A 17,952-nucleotide genomic window follows, 5' to 3' on the forward strand; every position below is an offset into this window, starting at 1 on the left:
AGTACATGGATATTATGTCCATGGCTACTAAATAGTGTCGCCCCCCAGACCCGTCAGCGCGTCCGCGTGACCGAGCCCGCTCTCCTCCGCGAGCGAGTCGAGCGACTGCGCGTCACGCACCGGGACGAAGCGCACGCCGTTCCCGCCGGCGCCTGCGGCGAAGCCGTACACAGCCGGCCGGGGCAGGCTGTTGTAGGCCCAGTGCGTAGAGAAGTAGTACGCGCCGGTGTCGTACAGGACCACGTAGTCACCCTCCCGCAGCTCGGGCAGCTCCCGGCCGTGCGCCACGACGTCCCCGGCGAAGCAGCAGGGCCCCGCGATGTCCTGGACCATCGGCGGACCGACCCGTGGACGCCCCTCCGCGTCGAACGCGCCTACCCGCAGCGGCCAGGCCTCCGGCATGAAGACCGTCCGGGTGGCGATCTGCGCGCCGGCGTGGGTGAGTACGACGCGGCGCCCGCCCGCCTCCTTGGTGTACTCCACGCGCGCCCCGATGAAGCCGTTCTTCGCGAGCAGGGACCGGCCGAATTCGGTGACCAGGTCGTAGCGTCCGTCGAACAGCCCCGGAACCGAGGCCCGGAGCACGGCCACGTAGTCGCCGAACGAGGGGCGGACCTCGTCGTCGGCGAAGTTGACCGGCAGCCCGCCACCGATGTCGAGGCTGGTGATCTGTTGGCCGCCCACCGCCCCGTTGATCTCCTCGGCCAGCCGGTACGTCTCGGCGACGCCCTCCGCGATGAGCTCCAGCGGGCAGCCCTGCGAGCCGACATGGGCATGCAACCGGGTCAGCCAGGGCCGCTCGGCGAACGCCCGCACGATCTGTTCGCGGCCCCCCGGATCGCGCAGGGCCACACCGAACTTCGAGGCGGCCGTCGCCGTGCTCATCGCCCCGATGGAGCCACCGCCCACCTGGGGATTGATCCGCAGACCGACGACGGACGCCGATCCGTGCGGGCGCAGCTCGTCGATACGGCGGAGTTCACCGAAGTTGTCGGCGTTCACGGCCACCCCGAGCGCGAAGGCCGTCCTGAGTTCGTCACGGGTCTTCGCGGGCGAGTCCAGGACGATCCTCTCCGGGGCGAAACCGGCCTCGACGGCGAGGCGCAGCTCGCCCGGACTCGCCACCTCGCAGCCCATCCCGCAGTCGGCGAGCAGCCGCAGCACCGGGACGAGAGAGGCGGCCTTCGCGGCGAAGGTGTGCAGGACCCGTACGCCAGGCACTGCCGCGAAGGCCTCACGCAGCGCGGTGACGGAGCCGCGCACCCCGTCGGCGTCCAGGAAACCGGCGACGGGCTGCTCCTCACCCAGCAGTCCTTCGGCGACGGCCCTGCGGACCGTGTCGGCGACGGCGGAGGAGGGGGCGGACGAGGAGACCAGGTCACGTGCGGAAGGTGTCGAAGTCATACGGCCAGTGTCGGTGAGAAGGGCCGCGTCGGTCCGGCGTATCGGTTCAGGCGATGATCGGGACCACGGCCTCGGGCGTCAGCATCCGGAAGGTGAAGGCCTGATGGAAGTAGAGCCGGATGCTCGTCGCGTCGTGGTCCAGGTAGCCGATGGACAGGTCCTGGCCCAGGCGCAGTTCGAAGTCGCCGCCACGGGTGGACAGCAGCACCCCGCCGGTGACGGCCGGCGCCCGCAGGACCGGCTCGTCCAGGAGCCGGACCAGATGGGTGGCGACCGGGTGGCCGTGGCCGGAGGTCTCCGTGGCCTCGGTGAACGCGCCCTGTTCGAAGCTGCCGAAGGGCGTGTCGGTGCGCAGGATGCCGTGTTCCGTCCCGTCGGGGTCGGTGATCGTGGTCAGGGCTGCATGGGAGTCGGCCGGCTTGACGTCGTCGGCGAGCTCGATGTCGGTGAACGCGTCCATCTGTTCGACCCGGACGTGGAAGAGCAGGTCACCCGGGGTGGCCGGAGCACGGTGGCGCGGACCTCGCAACTCCTGGAAGGGGTCGAGGTCCGCCGGGCGGGGCCGGAGGACAGCCTGTCCCACGCCTGCGAACCGAAGCCCGTCACACACGCCGACCCGGCAACCGGAACCCGATCGAACGGGCGAACGCGGCGAGATCGGGCAGCACCTCACGCACGGCTGATTCGCCGCCGGGTTCGTCGTGGAGACCTCGACCAGTGCGCCGGTCAGCGGGTTACCACGGGCTGGACCGCGACGGCGTCGGGCATGCGCGCACTGCCTGTGTGGTGGACAGGACTCCCTGCCACTCATCCACGACGCGCCCGCGGCCGCACCCCGGGAGGTCCGGCCCGGGCGCCCCGACCGGCCGAGGTCCGGCCCGGGCGCAGAGGCCCCGCACCAGCCGTCAGCCGGCGGTGGTCTCCGACCTGTCGCCGCCCCAGAGCGTGTGGAACGAGCCCTCGCGGTCGGTACGCCGGTAGGTGTGCGCGCCGAAGAAGTCCCGCTGGCCCTGGGTGAGCGCCGCCGGCAGCCGGTCGGCACGCAGTCCGTCGTAGTACGAGAGCGAGGCGGCGAAGCCGGGCGTCGGCACCCCCTGCCGTACGGCCTCGGCGATCACACTGCGCCAGTCGTCCTGCGCCGCACCGATCTCCTGGGCGAACTGCTGGTCGGAGAGGAGGCCCGGCAGGTCGGGCCGGCTGTCGTACGCCGCCCTGATCCGGTCCAGGAACGCCGCGCGGATGATGCAGCCGGCCCGCCAGATCGCCGCCACGGCCCCGAGGTCGATGCCCCAGTCGTACGCCTCGCTGCCGGCCCGGATCTGGTGGAAGCCCTGGGTGTACGACACGATCTTGGACGCGTACAACGCCTGCTCCACCCGGTCGGCGAAGGCCGCGGCCTCGTCCTCGCCCAGCGGCTTCGCCGTCGGCCCCGGCAGGCCGCGGGCGGCCTCCCGCAGGTCCGCGTGGCCGGACAGGGAGCGGGCGAAGACGGCCTCGGCGATACCGGACACCGGGACGCCCAGGTCCAACGCGATCTGCACCGTCCAGCGGCCGGTGCCCTTCTGCTCGGCCCGGTCCTGCACGATGTCGACGAATGGCCTGCCGGTGGCCGCGTCCTGGTGGGCGAGCACCTCGGCGGTGATCTCGATCAGGTAGGAGTCGAGCCGGCCGGTGTTCCAGCCGCGGAAGGTCTCGGCGATCCGCGCGGGGGAGTAGCCCGCGACCGAGCGCAGCAGGTCGTACGCCTCCGCGATCAGCTGCATGTCGGCGTACTCGATGCCGTTGTGGACCATCTTCACGAAGTGACCGGCCGCGTCCGGCCCGATGTGGGTGGTGCAGGGCGTGCCGTCCTCCGCCTTCGCGGCGATCTTCTCCAGCATGGGGCCGAGTGAGGCGTACGACTCCTCGGAGCCGCCCGGCATGATGCTCGGCCCGTCCAGCGCGCCCTCCTCGCCGCCCGAGATGCCCACGCCGACGAAGTGGATCCCGCGCCCGCGCAGCTCCTTCTCGCGGCGGCGGGTGTCCTCGAAGTGGGCGTTTCCGCCGTCGATGATGACGTCACCCTCCTCCAGGAGCGGGGCGAACTCCCTGATCACGGCGTCCGTCGGCTCGCCTGCCTTCACCATGACGATCAGGCGGCGGGGGCGTTCCAGGGCGGCGACGAACTCCTGCGGGGTGTGTGCGGCGACGAAGGCGCCCTCGTCGCCGAACTCCTTGACCAGGGCGTCGGTCTTCGCGGTGGTGCGGTTGTGCACCGCGACGGTGAAGCCGTTGCGGGCGAAGTTCCGGGCGAGGTTGCGGCCCATCACCGCGAGTCCTGTGACGCCGATCTGCGCAGTGCCGCTCATCTGTGTGCTCCCGCAATCTGTTGGGGGGTGCCGGTTCGGGGTGCCGGAAGGTGGCCGGACGAGGACAGGCCGGTCGGGGGCGCGTGGCCGGTAAGGGGTATGTGCGCCGCCGGTGGTGCGTTCAGCGCAGGGGCTCTTCCCCGAAGACGTCCTCCTCCTCGGGGATCACGTGCATCGCCGCCTCCTCGGCGGACGCCGCCGCACCGTCGATCCCGACGTCCTGGGCGGTCATCGTGGCCGGCACATGGCCGTCGCCACCCTGTGTGAGCCGCCCGGCGCGGTTTATGCCCACTTCCGTGTCATAGAGCTCCCCGTCCCCGTCGGCCAGGTCCCCGGGGTCGTCGGGGAATGCGGTGGTTTCAGGAACCTCCCTGGTCAGGCGGCTGTCCAGGGTCTCGCCGGTGTGCTGTTCCGACGCGGTGGTGCCCTCGTCGTCGACCGCCCACGGGCGGTCGGGCGGGGAGTAGCCCTCGTCGAGGACATCGGTGACCCCGGTGTCGTCCAGGGTGTCCTCCACGTCGAGCAGATCGGCGGGGTCCGAGGCCTCCGGTTCCTGGGGCTGGTAGACGTCGTCCCCGCGGTCGGTGTCGGTCATGGCGTGTCCCTTTCGGTCCGGGGTGGATGGGGCTGCCGCCGCGTCGCGGGGTGCCGGGGTTGGTCGCGCCCTTTCCGGGTCCCTGTACGCAATTCCACTCCGGTCCTGCCGGGGGCGCAACGGAAGGCGGGTTCCGCGCGGTCGTGACGGAGTTTCAGATGGCAATGAAAATGTTTATCGATAGCGTGTGTCCGGTCGGGCCGGACAGCCCCCTCCAGCAGGGCCTCTTCCTCATAGGCGGCTCGGCCGCCGACCGGCTCGGGGCCCGCGGCGTCATCATCGCCGGCTGCGCGATACGCACCGTCGGATTCGCCCTGTTCGCGCTCGGCGACGGACTGCCGGTCCTGCTCGCCGCCTCAGTGCTCAGCGGAGTGGCCGGAGCCCTGTTCAACCCCGCCGTCCGCACCTACCTCGCCCAGGAGGCGGGGGAGGAGCGAAGGGCCGAGGCGTTCGCGCTCTTCAACGTCTTCGCGACCACCGGCGCCCTCATAGGCCCACTCCTGGGCGGCGCCCTCCTCCTCGTCGACTTCCGAGCCCACCTCGGGCGGCGGCCACCTGCTCGGCACGGACTTCGTCGGCCGCGACGTGCTGGACCAGGTGCTGCTCGGCGGCCGGCCCGGTGCTGCTCGACGGTGCGGCCCTGCCCCGCAGCCTGCGCGACCGGAGCCGTGAGCAGCTCGCGGCCGTGCGGTACGTCTTCCATGACGCCGGGGCCGCCTTCGACGAACACCGGCCCGTCCTGGACCAGGTGGCGTGGCGCGCACAGCGGTACGGCTGCGCGGCGCGGGCCGCGAGGAGGCGACGCGGCGGAGGCCCGGCAGACCCTGGCGGGCCTCGGACCGGGCGACGACCTCGTACGCCGGACCCCCGGCCGGCTGTCCGGCGGCGAACTCCAGCGTGCCGCCCTCGCCCGGGCCGGCCCGCCCCCGGGTCCTGGTGTGCGACGAGATCACCTCCGGGCTCGACCCGGTCACCCGGCGTTCCCCGCTGGACCTGCTCGCCGTACCGATCAGGCAGCGGGACGGGCTCTGCGTCGTGCTGATCACCCACGACCTGGACACCGCCGCCCCGGCCACGCGCATCGCCGTGCTGGACGGCGGCGAGGTGGTCGAACAGGGGGACAGTGACCGGATCCTGACCGCTCCGGAGCACCCGTTCACCGTCTCCCTGCTCAGGGCGTCCACCCGCTGGGGAGCCGCCGTACGCCCCTGAGGCGGAACCGCTTTCGAAGCGGACCCCCGCCCGAAGCGGAATCCGGACCACCCCACCGGACGTACACTCGGCCCATGGGTCGCATCGATGTCATCAGGACGTGCCTGCACCAGGCCGTCCTCGGCGCGCCCGCGAACTGCCGCACCGCCCTGCACGGGCACGGCTAGCGGTCTTCAGCGGTTCCTGACGGGGGCACGGCCCCGTCCCGCTGCTCCCGCCACGCGCATCGCCCGGCACACGGCACCTCACCCACGCGACCCGTCACACATCGCACGCGCTCCACTTCACCACCACAGCCCCGGCGCACGCCGTAGCTGTGCTCCGGCGACGGCCGCCCGCGGCCCGAGCCCTTCGAAGGGATCATCTTGAAGCTGAGCGAGCTGCTGGCCGGGGAGGCCCACCACATCCTCCAGGGCGACCCGGACAAGACGTGGATCACCGCGGGAACCACCTTCGACGCGGACCGGGTCGTGCCGGGATCGCTGTTCATCGCGGTCCCCGGACACGTGGAGGGCGGTCCCGACGCGGTGGCGCCCGCCGTGGCCAGGGGCGCGACAGCGGTCGTCGTGGACGAGGACTGCGTGCTCCCCACGGTGGAGGCGGACGTCTGCGTCGTGCGCGTACCGGACACCCGTACGGCAGCCGCGGTCGTCGCCTCGCGCTACTTCGGCGAGCCGGGACGGCAGATGGACGTGGTGGCCATCACCGGCACCAACGGGAAGACCTCGGTCTCGTACATGGTCGAGTCCGTGCTGCGGATCTCCGAGGGCGCGAAGGCCGGGGTGATCGGCACGGCGGGCAGCCGGATCGGCGACGAGCTGATCCCGATGCCGCAGTCGGTGCTGACCACGCCGGAATCGCCCGACCTGCAGTACCTGCTGGGGTGCATGCGTGACCGCGGCGTGGGCAGCGTCGTGCTGGAGGCCACGTCGATGGGCCTGCTGAACCACCGGGTGGACCGCACCTTCGTCGACGTGGGGGTCTTCACCAACCTGAGCCAGGACCACCTGGACGACCACGGCACGATGGAGCACTACCGCGACGCCAAGCTCCGGCTCTTCCAGGGGCTGTGCGAGCGGGCCGTCGTCAACGCCGACGACCCGGTGGGCGCCTCCATCCCGGCGATGATGCCCGGCGCGGTGACCACGTACGCCCTCGATACGGAGGCCGACTACCGGGCCACCGACCTGGCCGTGGACGCCTCGGGCACCCGCTTCACACTGCACCACGACGGCCGTAAGTACCCGGCGGCGATCCCCTCCCCGGGCAGGTTCTCGGTGGCCAACGCCCTCGCCACGGTCGCGGCCTGCCACCTCCTGGGCCACGACCTGGCCGGACTGGTCGCCGCGCTCGAACGGATGCCGCAGATCCCGGGCCGGTTCGAACGGCTGACGACGGCGGAGGGCACCTCGGTGATCGTGGACTACGCGCACTCCCCGGACTCCCTGGACAAGGTTCTCGGCACCATCCGGGGCTTCGCGCGAGGCCGGGTCATCACCGTCTTCGGTTGCGGAGGGGACAGGGACACCACCAAGCGGGTCGAGATGGGGACGATCGCCGGAACCCACTCCGACCTGTGCGTCCTCACCTCGGACAATCCGCGCCACGAGGACCCCGAGGCCATCCTGGACGCGGTCGCACCCGGCATCGAGGCGACCGGCACCCCGTTCGAACGATGCGTCGACCGCCGCCAGGCCATCGACTTCGCCCTGTCCGAGGCGGGACCGGACGACATCGTGCTGATCGCAGGCAAGGGCAGCGAGCCCCACCAGACCGTCGGCGACGAGCTGCTTCCGTTCAGCGACATGGCCACCGTGCGCGAGATCGCCCGGGCGAAGGGGCTGCTGTGACGGTCCGGTGATTCACATCGGAAGTGCGTCAACGGATGCGATCCGGGTGTTGGCCAGGACCGGCCGCGCGGTGAAAAGCTGACCCCGAGCCGTCCGAAGGGCGGTGGAAGACGCAACGGGGGAGCGCGGATGACGGTGTTCAGGACGAGGTCGGGAGTGGTCCGGGGACGACGGACCGCAGGCGACCCCGGGGTCCTCGTGCTGCGCGGAATCCCGTACGCGGCGCCGCCGTTCGGCGTCGGCCGCTTCCGGGCGCCGCGCCCTGCCGCCACCTGGGACGGTGTCAGGGACTGTGTGGCCTTCGGGCCCGTCGCCCCGCAGTCGGCACAACTGCCCGGAGCGCCGAGCTGGTCACCCGGCGACGAGGACGTCCTCAGCCTCAACATCTGGACCCCGGGCACCGGCGGTGAGGAACTCCCGGTGCTGGTGTGGATCCACGGCGGCGCCTTCGTCTTCGGCTCCTCGGCGCAGCCCGACTTCGACGGTACCGCCCTGGCCGGCGAGGGACTCGTCGTCGTCACACTCAACTACCGTCTCGGCTTCGAGGGGTTCGGTCATGTCCCGCCGGGCTCCGACGGGGATTCCTGCCCGGACAACCGGGGCCTGCTCGACCAGATCGCAGCGCTGGAGTGGGTGCGGGACAACATCGCCGCGTTCGGCGGCGCCGCCGACAACGTCACCGTGGCCGGGCAGTCCGCCGGAGCGACGGCGGTGGCCTGCCTGATGGCGATGGACCGGGCCCGGGGCCTGTTCCGCCGCGCCGTCGCGCACAGCGCCGTGAACGCCTGCGCCACGCCGGAGTCCGCCGCCCGCACCACACGGGAGGTAGCCGCCGCGGCGGGTGTGCCGGCCACGTACGAAGGTCTGGTCTCCGCCACCCCGGGCGCCCTCGTCGACGCCTCGGACGCCGTGGCGGACCGCTACCGGTGCGACCCCGCATCGGGGCAGCGCCACTACGACCCGGCCGTCCACGGGCCGATCGCGGGCGGCGACACCCTGCCCCTGGACCCACTGACGGCGGCCGCCGGGCCCGGCGCGGCCGATGTGGACCTGCTGGTCTGCCACACCACCGAGGAGTACTGGCTGCTGGACGCCGTCGGCAGCAGTGCGAAGATCACCACGGAGGAACAACTCAATGCCTTCGCGGCGGACTTCGGGCTCACCCCCGCACTGCTGGACGCCTACCGGGAGCTCATGCCCGGCGCCCCGGTCATCGACGTGTTCCTCGCCGTGTACGGGGACATGCTGTTCGGCGAGTACAGCAGCAGGCTCGCCGAAACCCACGCCCGCGCGGGCGGCCGTACCTTCCTGTCCCGGTTCGCCCGCCGTCGTGGCGGCTCGGGGGAGCGGGTCTGGGCCTGGCACTGCGCGGACATCCCGTTCGCCTTCGGCAACCTCGACGAGGAGAGCGTCCACTTCCTCGTCGGAGGGCCGCCGGGCGGCTTCGACCACGACCTCTCGAAGCGCATGACGCGTGCGTGGGCCGATTTCGCCGCCACCGGTGACCCCGGCTGGCCGGCGGTCGGCGGCTCCACGGGCGCGGTGAGGATCTGGGACACGGCAGCCGGCGAGGACGCCGACGGTGCGCATGACGCGTTCCGGGCGGGGTGGCGTGCCGCCGGGCTCCCGCTGCTCGCACCCTGAGCGCCGTCGGCGGCCCGGGCTGCCGACGGCAACTCCTCGATGCTCAGCACCCCGCAGGCACCGAGCAGCAGGGCGAGCGGTCCGACCAGGGCGGTGGTGAGTCCGGCTCGCGGCTGCCTACGGCGCGATCCGGCCACTGCCTGCTCCTCGCGGTGTTTCCGGCGCGTCTCTCCTGTGACAGTAGGACCGCTGACGGGGTCGCGGGATGAGTGCACCTACTCAACCGGACGGTCATTGGCATGGACCTGCCTATCGAACTGGACTACAGTCCGTTGCGACTCTTCTGAGAGCGCTCTCAACCACTGTTCTCCCGCGCTCCCGGACGCTTTCTGTTCCACCCCCACGATGCTGGAACAACAGAAGGGGCACTCCCTTGAGACACACGACGATGGTGCGGACCGGACTCTCCGCACTGCTCATCATCGGCACCTGGGCAACCGCCGGCCTCACCCAGGCCTCGGCTGCCGATTCCCCCACGGCGGCCGAACCCAAGGCCTCCGCCGGACTGATCACGGCCATGCAGAAGGACCTGGGGCTGACGAAGAGTCAGGCCGAGGCCCGGATCACCGCCGAGAAGGCGGCGACAGCTCTGCAGGGCGCCGCCAGGAGCGCGGCCGGAGCCTCGTTCGGCGGCTCCTGGTTCGACGCGGCCAGCGGAAAGCTGACCGTCGCCGTGACCGACGGCGCGAAGGCCCGCTCGGTCCGGGCGACCGGCGCGGACGTCCGTGTGGTCGACCACACCGCCCGGCAGCTCGACGCGGCGAAGGCGCGGATAGACGCACTCCCGGCACCCAGCGGTGTGAGCAGCTGGCACGTCGACCCCCGGGCGAGCACCGTCGTGGTGAACGTCGTCGCGTCCGAACGGGGTGACAACGATGTCCGCGCGTTCGTCGCGAAGGCCCGCAAGGCGGGGCCGGTCACGGTCAAGCAGACCTCCGAGGCCCCGCAGACCTTCGCCGCCGGAACGGTCGGCGGCGACCCGTACTACACCGGCAACGTCCGCTGCTCCATAGGCTTCTCGGTGCACGGCGGATTCGTCACCGCCGGGCACTGCGGCCAGGCGGGCGCGTCGGTCAGGGGGTGGGACGGCTCGGCCATCGGCAACTTCCAGGGGTCGTCCTTCCCGGAGAACGACTACGCCTGGGTGAACGTGGGCAGCGGTTGGTGGACCGTACCGGTCGTCCTCGGCTGGGGCACCGTGTCGGACCAGTTGGTCCGCGGCTCCAACGAGGCGCCGATCGGCGCCTCGATCTGCCGTTCCGGTTCCACCACGCGCTGGCACTGCGGCAACGTGCTGGCGAAGAACGAGACCGTGAACTACAGCCAGGGTGCCGTCCGCCAGATGACCAAGACCAGCGTGTGCGCGGAAGGTGGCGACTCGGGCGGCTCGTTCATCAGCGGCGACCAGGCGCAGGGTGTCACCTCGGGCGGCTGGGGCAACTGCAGCAGCGGCGGTCAGACCTGGTACCAGCCCGTCAACGAGATCCTCAACCGCTACGGGCTGACGCTCCATACCGCCTGACGCTCCAGGTGGTTCAGCGCTCCACCCGGCACGACGTGCGATGACGCCCGATCCCGGTGACCCGGTGGTCGGGCGGCATGTGACCGGTCTGCTGCGACAGAAGGCCAGCCCTCTGTCGCAGCAGACCTCGTGGTCCTCCCCGCCCCGAACCCGAACCCGAACCCGAGCCCTGCCCGGGTCATGCCGGCGCCTCGCCCGGCGGGGCGTGGTCGGCACGGGCGTGTGGGTACGGGTGACGTGTCCCCGGCCCCGTCCACCGAGGGTTTTGGGTACGACCTTTGGCGGCCCGCCCTCCGCGCCTCCCGCCCTCGGGCTCTCTGTCGCGAGCGAGGCGGGCCCGCCCGGCCGCGGGTGCGGAGCAGGGGGCCGGCGGAAACGCGTCTCCCGAGTCTTCCGCCGGGGAGTGCTGAATCCTCCCGCCGACACAGGGCCCCAACTACTCGCGCACGGCGCACCGGCCGCCAACTATTGGCATGTACTCGGCAGCGACGTGACACCGACACCGTCTAGGGGAGCGCTCCCCCATAGGTGTCGCCCGGGCGTCCGTAAGGGCTCACGGCGCACCGGGCGGGCGGCCTTCGTGGTGCACCATCCAGCTCCACCGGGTGGAGTCGCGTTTGCGGACGGACCACCGCACGCCTCGCCGTCGCGGCCCTCGTCGTCGCCGGTGCGGCCGCCCTGCCCGTAGCCGTCGCCCAGGCCGCCGGAAGTGTGGGTGAAGGCCGAGGAATCGTAGGGCGCCCGGCGGCTACCCGCTCTACGAGTTCGGCGTCCTCTACCGGAGCCGACCGCTCGAAGGACCCGCCGCGCCGTCCTTCCCCCCGCTGTCGTCGCGGCAGAAGGCCGCGGTGGGCCACAAATCTCCGCGGCCCACCGCGGAATCGTGCGGCCATGTGGCGCGTAGCCCCGTGCGGCCGGCCACGTGTAGGACAGCCTGAGCGCCGCGCGCGGGTGCTCAGGCGGCGCGGGCGGGCGGGGTCCCCTCGACGTCGAAGGAGATCTGGTCCTCGTAGCACCACCACCAGGTCTCGCCCGGCTCGTAGGAGCGGATGAGCGGGTGACCGGTCGTGGTGCGGTGGGCGGTCGCGTGCTGGTTACGGGAGGAATCGCAGCAGCCGATGTGTCCGCAGGTCTGGCACTCGCGCAGATGGACCCAGGTGTCTCCGTTCGCGACGCATGCCGGGCAGGAGTCCGTGCTGTCCGGGGTGACGCGCCGTACCTGGTCGAGGTGACCGCAGATCGGGGTCGTCGGTTCGCCCGCCATGGCGGAGCCTCCTTCGTGTCGGTCGCAGCCCTCGGCGCCGCTCCGCCGAGGCGTTCGGGCCGGGAACGGCGTCTGTCCAACCGTCCTCGCAGCCGCTCGCGGTCCGGCGCGGTCCGGCGCAGCACACCCGAGCGTGGGCCACACGGTCTCCCGTACGGGCCTGGCACGCTCTCTCCACCTTCCCACCGGGCAGCCGCGTGTCAACCGATGGCCGGCCGGCGAGAAGCCCGCACCGTGCGCCCGCGGTGGTCCGCCGCGGGCCCGGCTCCCTAGAGGGAGTCCTCCGGGCCGTCGTCGTCCGAGCTCAGTTCCTCCGCGCGCAGCGCCAGGTCCTGCAGCACATCGGCGGAGGTCACGTCCTGCTGCCCCGAGTCGTGGATCTGCGCGAGCGCGATGAAGGCCAGGGTGAACGCACCGACCAACTGCTCGACGGCGCCGCCGACCTCGCGGCCCACGAGCGCGGCCATCTCCTCGACGGTCGCGTCACCGGGAATGGCGATGTGCGGCATCGTCTCGTTGAGCAGGCTCGTCACGATACTGCCGCCCACCTCCGGGTCGCTCCCGTCGTCCTCCTCGGCCTGGCGCTGCATCTCGCCCGCTTCCGTGAGGATGCCGATCACTCGCTTGAGGACTTCGCTCTGCTCCATACGGTGAGCATATGTGCCGGACCCCCCGGGTCCTGATCACGTCCGGCGGGACTCCGGACGTGACCCGGCCCGGGCGGCAGGTGCCCCCGGACGCGGGCAGGTGGGGACGCCGCGCCGAGGGCTCGGGCGAGTGCCCGGGGGAGGGGCTCAGGCCGGCCCGCGGCCTGTCCGGGCCCCGCAGGGCCCGTACCGGGCCGGGGGCCGTGGCGATCCCGGCAGGGACGGCCGCCTGCGTCGGCGCCGCCTACGGCCGACCTCCTCCCCCGAACGCATCCTGCTCGGCGGCGGGGCGGGCTCGCTGATCCCTACGCCGAATCCCGTACCACCAGCACCGGTTCGAAGATCACGGAGGTCGCCGGCCGGTCCGGCGCCGCCAGCCGGTCCATCAGGAGCCGGGCCATCTCCGCCGCCATGTCCTCCACCGGCTGCCGCACCGTCGTCAGCGGCGGCCGGCACGCGGAGGCCGCGCTGCTGTCGTCGAAGCCGACCACTGCCACGTCCTCGGGCACCCGCCTGCCGTGTTCCCTCAGTACATGGCAGGCGCCCATCGCCATCAGGTCGTTCGCCGCGAACACCCCGTCCAGATCGGGATGTCCGGCCAGCAGCCGCTCCATCGCCGCCTCACCGCTCTCCTGGGTGAACCGCCCCTCGGCAGTCGGTACGTACGGGTGGCCGCGTCGCGCCATCGTGTCCCGGAACCCCTCCAGCCTCTCCCGTCCGGCCGGTACGTCCAGCGGCCCGCTGATCGTGGCGATCCGGCGGCAGCCGCGCGCCAGCAGGTGCCCGGCGGCCAGCCCCGCACCGTCCCGGTGCGCCAGATCGACGTAGCTGATCGGCAGCGGCCGGGCGGGACGCGCGTAGAGCACGGCGGGGAGTCCCGCATCCGTGACCAGTCCCGGAAGGGGGTCCTTCGCGTGGGTCGACACGATCAGGGCGCCGTCCGCGCTGCCTTGGCGCAGATAGGACACCACCTCGTCGCGGGCCGGTGAGGTCTCCGCGAACATCAGCACGGGGTGCCTCCCGCGCGGGCGCAGGTAGTTGACGACGCCGGTCACCACCCGGCCGAAGAACGGGTCGGCGAACACCCTCGCGGTGAAGGACCCCGAGTCAGCGGCCCCCGCCCCGTCCCCCGTGGCCTCCTCGTCCCCCGCCCCGTCCTTCGCCCCCGCCCCCGCGCCCGACACCACGAGCGCGATGGCGTCCGTGCGCCGGGTGACCAGAGAACGGGCCGCACGGTTGGGCGCGTAGCCGGTCACGGAGACGGCCTGCCGCACGGCCTCCTGGATCGCCGGGTCGACGTTGCGGACCCCGTTGACGACCCGCGACACCGTGGCGCGCGAGACCCCGGCCGCCCGCGCCACGTCCTCCAGGGTGGGTGCGGCACCGGCCGATCGCAGAGCATCCGTCATGGGCGCCTTTATAGCATCAGGAAAGGGCCGACGGAGAGCGCTCTCCGCACTGTCCTCCATGCTGTCTCCTCACGGTGTCACCGGAAGGGGGTGCGCCGTCGCACGGGACGTGCGCCGGGGCGCATGTGTAGCACGCGCCGATTGTTCACTTGTCACCACCCTTTGCATGCCCATAAGTTGGCCGCTTGCGATGCGTTTCACTGCGAGTGGGGGGAGCCGGGATCATGGCCGCGAACGGACGGCACCGCAGATATCAGCCCAGTCGGATCAACCGCGCCTCGCTCACGGTGACGGCGGGCGGCGCGGGCATCGCGCTGCCGCTGCTCACCGCGGCGTCGGCAGGCGCTGCCTCGACCGACGTGTGGGAGAAGGTCGCCGCGTGCGAGTCGACCAGCAACTGGCACATCAACACGGGGAACGGCTACTACGGCGGCCTGCAGTTCAGCGGCTCGACCTGGGCGGCGTACGGCGGGACGACCTTCGCCGCACGGGCCGATCTGGCGACCAAGGACCAGCAGATCGCCGTCGCCGAGAAGGTGCTGGAGGGCCAGGGTCCGGGGGCCTGGCCGACCTGTTCCGTACGGGCCGGACTGACCCGGGGCGGCGACGCACCCGACATCGCCCCGCAGGCGGAGCGCAGCGAACCCGCCGAGGCCAGGACCACCGCGCCGGAAACCGGCACGCGGAAGACCGCCGCGGACGCGAAGGCGGGCAAGGCCTCCGCGTCACCGACGTCCGTGCCGGGCGCGGGCGAGTCGTACACCGTGGCGCGCGGTGACTCCCTGTCCGGCATAGCGTCCGCCGAGCGGGTCCAGGGCGGCTGGCAGAAGCTGTACGCGGCGAACCGCACCGTGGTCGGCGCGGACCCCGACCTCATCCTGCCCGGGCAGCGGCTGACCCTGGACACCGCCGGGGTGCCGAAGACGGGCACGGTTCCGAAGGCCACGCAGAAGACGGCCCGCGAGCGGACAGCTCCCGAGCAGGCCGCTCCGAAACAGGCGCCGAAGGCCGAGGCGGCGAAGCCGGACAGCAAGCCGGCGGCGAAGCCGGACAACAAGCAGGCCGCGAAGCCGGACAGCAGGCCGGCGGCCAAGCGGGACAGCAAGCCCGCCACCAAGCCCAAGCAGGCCGCCAAGCCGCAATCGGGCTTCACCGCCCCCGTCTCCGCCCGGACCGGCACGCCGTACCACCAGGCGGGATCGTGGTCGAGCGGCTACCACACGGGCGTCGACTTCCCGGTCCCCACCGGGACCTCGGTGAAGGCCGTGGCGTCCGGAAAGGTGGTCTCGGCGGGCTGGGCCGGGGCGTACGGCTACGAGGTCGTCATCCGGCACAACGACGGCAGGTACAGCCAGTACGCACACCTCTCGTCGCTCCACGTGCGCGAGGGCCAGCAGGTCGGCAGCGGTCAGCGGATCGCGCGTTCGGGTTCCACGGGCAACAGCACCGGCCCGCACCTGCACTTCGAGATCCGCACAGGCCCCGGCTACGGCTCCGACATCGACCCGCTGGCCTACCTCAGGGCGGGCGGTGTCAGCGTCTGAACGACCCCGTCCGGTCCGGCGCCCGGGGCCGCTAAGTCTCCCCGGCGCACCGGCCCGCCCGTGGGCCGTTTCCCGCTGAACTCCACGCGCCGTGCGCCGTGCCGCAGCGGCGCGATCAGGGGCAGCGAAAGCGCCGTCGGAGCCGGAAACGGGTCCGGCGGCTCCACCTCGGAGGAGGCCGCCCGCCGCTGCACCGGCCCGGGCAGCATCACGGACGCCCGGGGCGCACCGTCGGCGTCAGGGCCCTCACCGGTCTCGGCGCCGGCCTCCCCGGCAGGCGAGGCACCTCGCTCGGCGGCGGCTAGCTCGGCCGTACGCCGCTCCGCACCCACCCGCTCCGTGGTCAGCAGGACCAGCCCGGCCGCCGCCAGCGCGCCGCACGCGAGCGCCAACAGCGTGCCCGTGAGGCCGTAGCGGAACTGCTCGCCGAACAGAGTCAGGCCCACCGCCGCGGCCACCACGGGATTCACCACGGTGACCGTCGCCAGCGGCGCGGTCAGTCCGGCGCCCCGGTACGCGGCCTGCGACAGCAGCAGCCCCGCGGCGGCGAGGCCCGCGATCACCAGCAGGGTCGGCAGCCCCGAGGTCACCGCGCCCGACGTCCACTCCACCGCCACCGTCTTGGTGAACACCGAGGCGATACCGAACGCGATCCCGGCGCCCGTGGCCAGGACGACACTGCGCAGCATCGGCCGGTGCAGTCCCTTGGCCAGTACGAGCAGCGCCACCACCGCACCCGCCGTCGTGGTCGCCAGCATCAGCTGTTCCGGCCCCGCCAGCGTGTGCGACCCGGCGCTCCCCGTGAGGGCCAGCAGCCCGGCCAGTCCGACCGTCGCCATGACGGCGCCTCGCCAGGCGGTCCGCCCAGCCCTGCGGCGGACGAACAGGGCTGCCATCGGCAGCGCGAAGACGATCGTCAGGGCGCCGAGCGGCTGGACGAGGCTCAGCGGTCCGTACGCCAGCGCCACCACGTGCAGCACCGCGCCCACCCCGTTGAGAGCCACGGCCACCCACCACACGCCGTTGCGCAGCGGTGCGTACGGGCGGCCGTCACCGGCTGCGGCGACGCGCTCCTGGACGATCGCCCCGGCCGCGTAGGCGACCGCGGAGACCAGTGACAGGAGCACGGAGAGCGCGAGGGAACTCATGTACACCACGATGTCCTGTCGGAGCCACCGCGTCGTCGTCCTTGAGGCAGCGATTCGGCGTACTGCTCCGGTAGTACGTTCTTCGGTCCTACGTCCTCCTCCCGACGGTAGTCCTCCTTGCTCCAGGCCTCAGAAGATGACGCCCCAGGGCACGCCGCGCTGTCGCACCCTTGCGCCGAGTGTCCGAAACCGAAAGGAATCGGCCCGGCTACACGCTCTACACCGTCACCCGGTTCCACCGCCCCTTCGCCGACTCCGGCACCTGGAAGAACGCCGACGGCGTTCCGCCCGCCCGACTCCGCGGCGGTCCGCCGCGAGACCAACAAGGAGTACCTGGCCGACGGATTCGTCCCGTACGTCAAGGGCCGTCCGCACGCCAAGCCCGGCGACTCCGACTACGACCACGGCGGCTCCGCCACCCTGGAGTACGCCCTGTCCGACGCGATGCTCGGCGAGATGGCCGCCGACCTCGGCCACGACGACGACGCCCGTCGCTACCGCGAGCGTGCGCAGAACCACCACCGGATCTTCGACAGCTCGAACGGCTTCTTCCGCTCCCGCGACGAGCACGCCGCCTTCGCTGGACCCGCCGACCCCGCCAAGAGCGAGGGCTTCCACGAGGGCACGTCCTGGCAGTACCAGTGGCTTGTCGCAGGGCCTCCCCGGCCTCGTCGGCCTGATCGGCGGCACGGCCGCGACGAACGAGCGCCTCGACTCCTTCTTCGCCTACGGACAACTGCTGGCCGACCCGGCGAAGACCGTGCGCGAGGTGTGGGTCAACGGACCGTACGACTACTACAACGCCGACAAGACAACCCGCGGAACGAACCCGACCTGATCGCCCCGTACACCTACCTGTCGACCGGGCAGCCGTGGAAGACGACCGACGTGGTCCACGGCGCGCTCACGCTCTTCACCGACAGCCCGACCGGCATGACCGGCAACGACGACGTGGGCACCATGTCCGCCTGGGACGTGCTCTCGTCGATCGGGATCTTCCCGGTCCAGTCCGGCACCGGCACCTGGGGCCTGTCCACGCCCGTCTTCGAGCGGGTCGACCTGACGCTGGACCGCCGCTACTACCCCCGGGGCTCCTTCACCGTGCGGGCACCCGGCACCTCGGACACCGACCGATACATCCGGTCCGCCCGGCTCGACGGGGTCGAGCAGTCCAGGACGTACCTCACCACCGAGGACATCCGTGCGGGCCGCTCACTCACCTTCGAGGTGGGCAGCGAACCCTCCGCACGGGGCACGGCTCCCGCCGACGCCTACCCGCCCTGCGCTGAACGGACAGCCTCGCGCTGAACGGACAGCGGCGCCCCGCCCGGGGCCCCGCGGGACGGGCGGGGCGCCGCCGGGGCG

Annotated in this window: 14 protein-coding genes and 1 pseudogene; 7 read left to right on the forward strand and 8 right to left on the reverse strand. The window is 72.3% G+C overall.

Features of this window, described 5'->3' with window-relative positions; all coding sequences use genetic code 11:
* Positions 1-27: 27 nt before the first annotated feature.
* From ACFWVP_RS25685 to ACFWVP_RS25700, 4 genes are all read right to left on the reverse strand, one after another.
* A complete protein-coding gene (locus ACFWVP_RS25685; protein WP_384500078.1) occupies positions 28-1,404 on the reverse strand; it encodes a diaminopimelate decarboxylase in 1,377 nt (458 codons plus the stop codon).
* 46 nt (positions 1,405-1,450) lie between these two features.
* Complete coding sequence (locus tag ACFWVP_RS25690) at positions 1,451-2,215, reverse strand: encapsulin (protein ID WP_384500080.1); 765 nt, start codon at positions 2,213-2,215, stop codon at positions 1,451-1,453.
* A 94-nt stretch (positions 2,216-2,309) separates the two neighbouring features.
* On the reverse strand, positions 2,310-3,752 hold the full coding sequence (gene gndA, locus ACFWVP_RS25695; protein WP_384500082.1) for an NADP-dependent phosphogluconate dehydrogenase: 1,443 nt from the start codon (positions 3,750-3,752) through the stop codon (positions 2,310-2,312).
* 121 nt (positions 3,753-3,873) lie between these two features.
* Complete coding sequence (locus ACFWVP_RS25700) at positions 3,874-4,347, reverse strand: DUF5709 domain-containing protein (protein WP_384500083.1); 474 nt, start codon at positions 4,345-4,347, stop codon at positions 3,874-3,876.
* Positions 4,348-4,562: 215 nt separating this feature from the next.
* Between ACFWVP_RS25700 and ACFWVP_RS25705 the strand changes: the two are divergent.
* The 5 genes and pseudogenes from ACFWVP_RS25705 to ACFWVP_RS25725 form a co-directional block, all read left to right on the forward strand.
* Positions 4,563-4,883: pseudogene (locus tag ACFWVP_RS25705) on the forward strand (MFS transporter); the annotation flags it as partial.
* A gap of 217 nt (positions 4,884-5,100) precedes the next feature.
* Positions 5,101-5,559, forward strand: a complete 459-nt coding sequence (locus ACFWVP_RS25710; RefSeq protein WP_384500104.1) for a hypothetical protein — start codon at positions 5,101-5,103, stop codon at positions 5,557-5,559.
* A 365-nt stretch (positions 5,560-5,924) separates the two neighbouring features.
* The gene (locus ACFWVP_RS25715) at positions 5,925-7,409 is read left to right on the forward strand and encodes a UDP-N-acetylmuramoyl-L-alanyl-D-glutamate--2,6-diaminopimelate ligase (RefSeq protein WP_384500085.1); all 1,485 of its coding nucleotides are present in this window, start codon (positions 5,925-5,927) and stop codon (positions 7,407-7,409) included.
* Between the two features lie 129 nt (positions 7,410-7,538).
* Entirely contained in the window at positions 7,539-9,053 is a 1,515-nt protein-coding gene (locus ACFWVP_RS25720; protein WP_384500087.1) for a carboxylesterase/lipase family protein, read from the forward strand.
* 388 nt (positions 9,054-9,441) lie between these two features.
* Positions 9,442-10,575 (forward strand): S1 family peptidase, encoded by a 1,134-nt coding sequence (locus ACFWVP_RS25725; RefSeq protein WP_384500102.1) that lies wholly within the window; start codon positions 9,442-9,444, stop codon positions 10,573-10,575.
* A 955-nt stretch (positions 10,576-11,530) separates the two neighbouring features.
* Here the strand turns inward: ACFWVP_RS25725 and ACFWVP_RS25730 are convergent.
* The 3 genes from ACFWVP_RS25730 to ACFWVP_RS25740 all read right to left on the reverse strand — a co-directional run bounded on the left by ACFWVP_RS25730 (position 11,531) and on the right by ACFWVP_RS25740 (position 13,895).
* Positions 11,531-11,839 carry a UBP-type zinc finger domain-containing protein gene (locus ACFWVP_RS25730; RefSeq protein ID WP_384500088.1) on the reverse strand — a complete coding sequence of 103 codons (309 nt, stop codon included), beginning with the start codon at positions 11,837-11,839 and terminating at the stop codon, positions 11,531-11,533.
* A gap of 269 nt (positions 11,840-12,108) precedes the next feature.
* On the reverse strand, positions 12,109-12,486 hold the full coding sequence (locus ACFWVP_RS25735; protein ID WP_384500090.1) for a hypothetical protein: 378 nt from the start codon (positions 12,484-12,486) through the stop codon (positions 12,109-12,111).
* Between the two features lie 305 nt (positions 12,487-12,791).
* Positions 12,792-13,895: a LacI family DNA-binding transcriptional regulator gene (locus ACFWVP_RS25740; RefSeq protein ID WP_384500092.1), complete on the reverse strand. Its 1,104-nt coding sequence runs from the start codon at positions 13,893-13,895 to the stop codon at positions 12,792-12,794.
* 224 nt (positions 13,896-14,119) lie between these two features.
* Between ACFWVP_RS25740 and ACFWVP_RS25745 the strand changes: the two genes are divergently transcribed.
* Positions 14,120-15,439 carry a peptidoglycan DD-metalloendopeptidase family protein gene (locus ACFWVP_RS25745; RefSeq protein WP_384500093.1) on the forward strand — a complete coding sequence of 440 codons (1,320 nt, stop codon included), beginning with the start codon at positions 14,120-14,122 and terminating at the stop codon, positions 15,437-15,439.
* Here ACFWVP_RS25745 and ACFWVP_RS25750 read toward each other — a convergent pair.
* Complete coding sequence (locus ACFWVP_RS25750) at positions 15,409-16,587, reverse strand: DMT family transporter (protein ID WP_384500094.1); 1,179 nt, start codon at positions 16,585-16,587, stop codon at positions 15,409-15,411. The genes ACFWVP_RS25745 and ACFWVP_RS25750 overlap by 31 nt on opposite strands.
* Positions 16,588-16,704: 117 nt before the next feature.
* Here ACFWVP_RS25750 and ACFWVP_RS25755 point away from each other — a divergent pair, with 117 nt between their 5' ends.
* The gene (locus tag ACFWVP_RS25755; protein ID WP_384500095.1) at positions 16,705-17,895 is read left to right on the forward strand and encodes a glycoside hydrolase domain-containing protein; all 1,191 of its coding nucleotides are present in this window, start codon (positions 16,705-16,707) and stop codon (positions 17,893-17,895) included.
* Positions 17,896-17,952: the final 57 nt, after the last annotated feature.

It is taken from the genome of Streptomyces sp. NPDC058637, from assembly GCF_042717325.1.
Classification (GTDB): domain Bacteria; phylum Actinomycetota; class Actinomycetes; order Streptomycetales; family Streptomycetaceae; genus Streptomyces.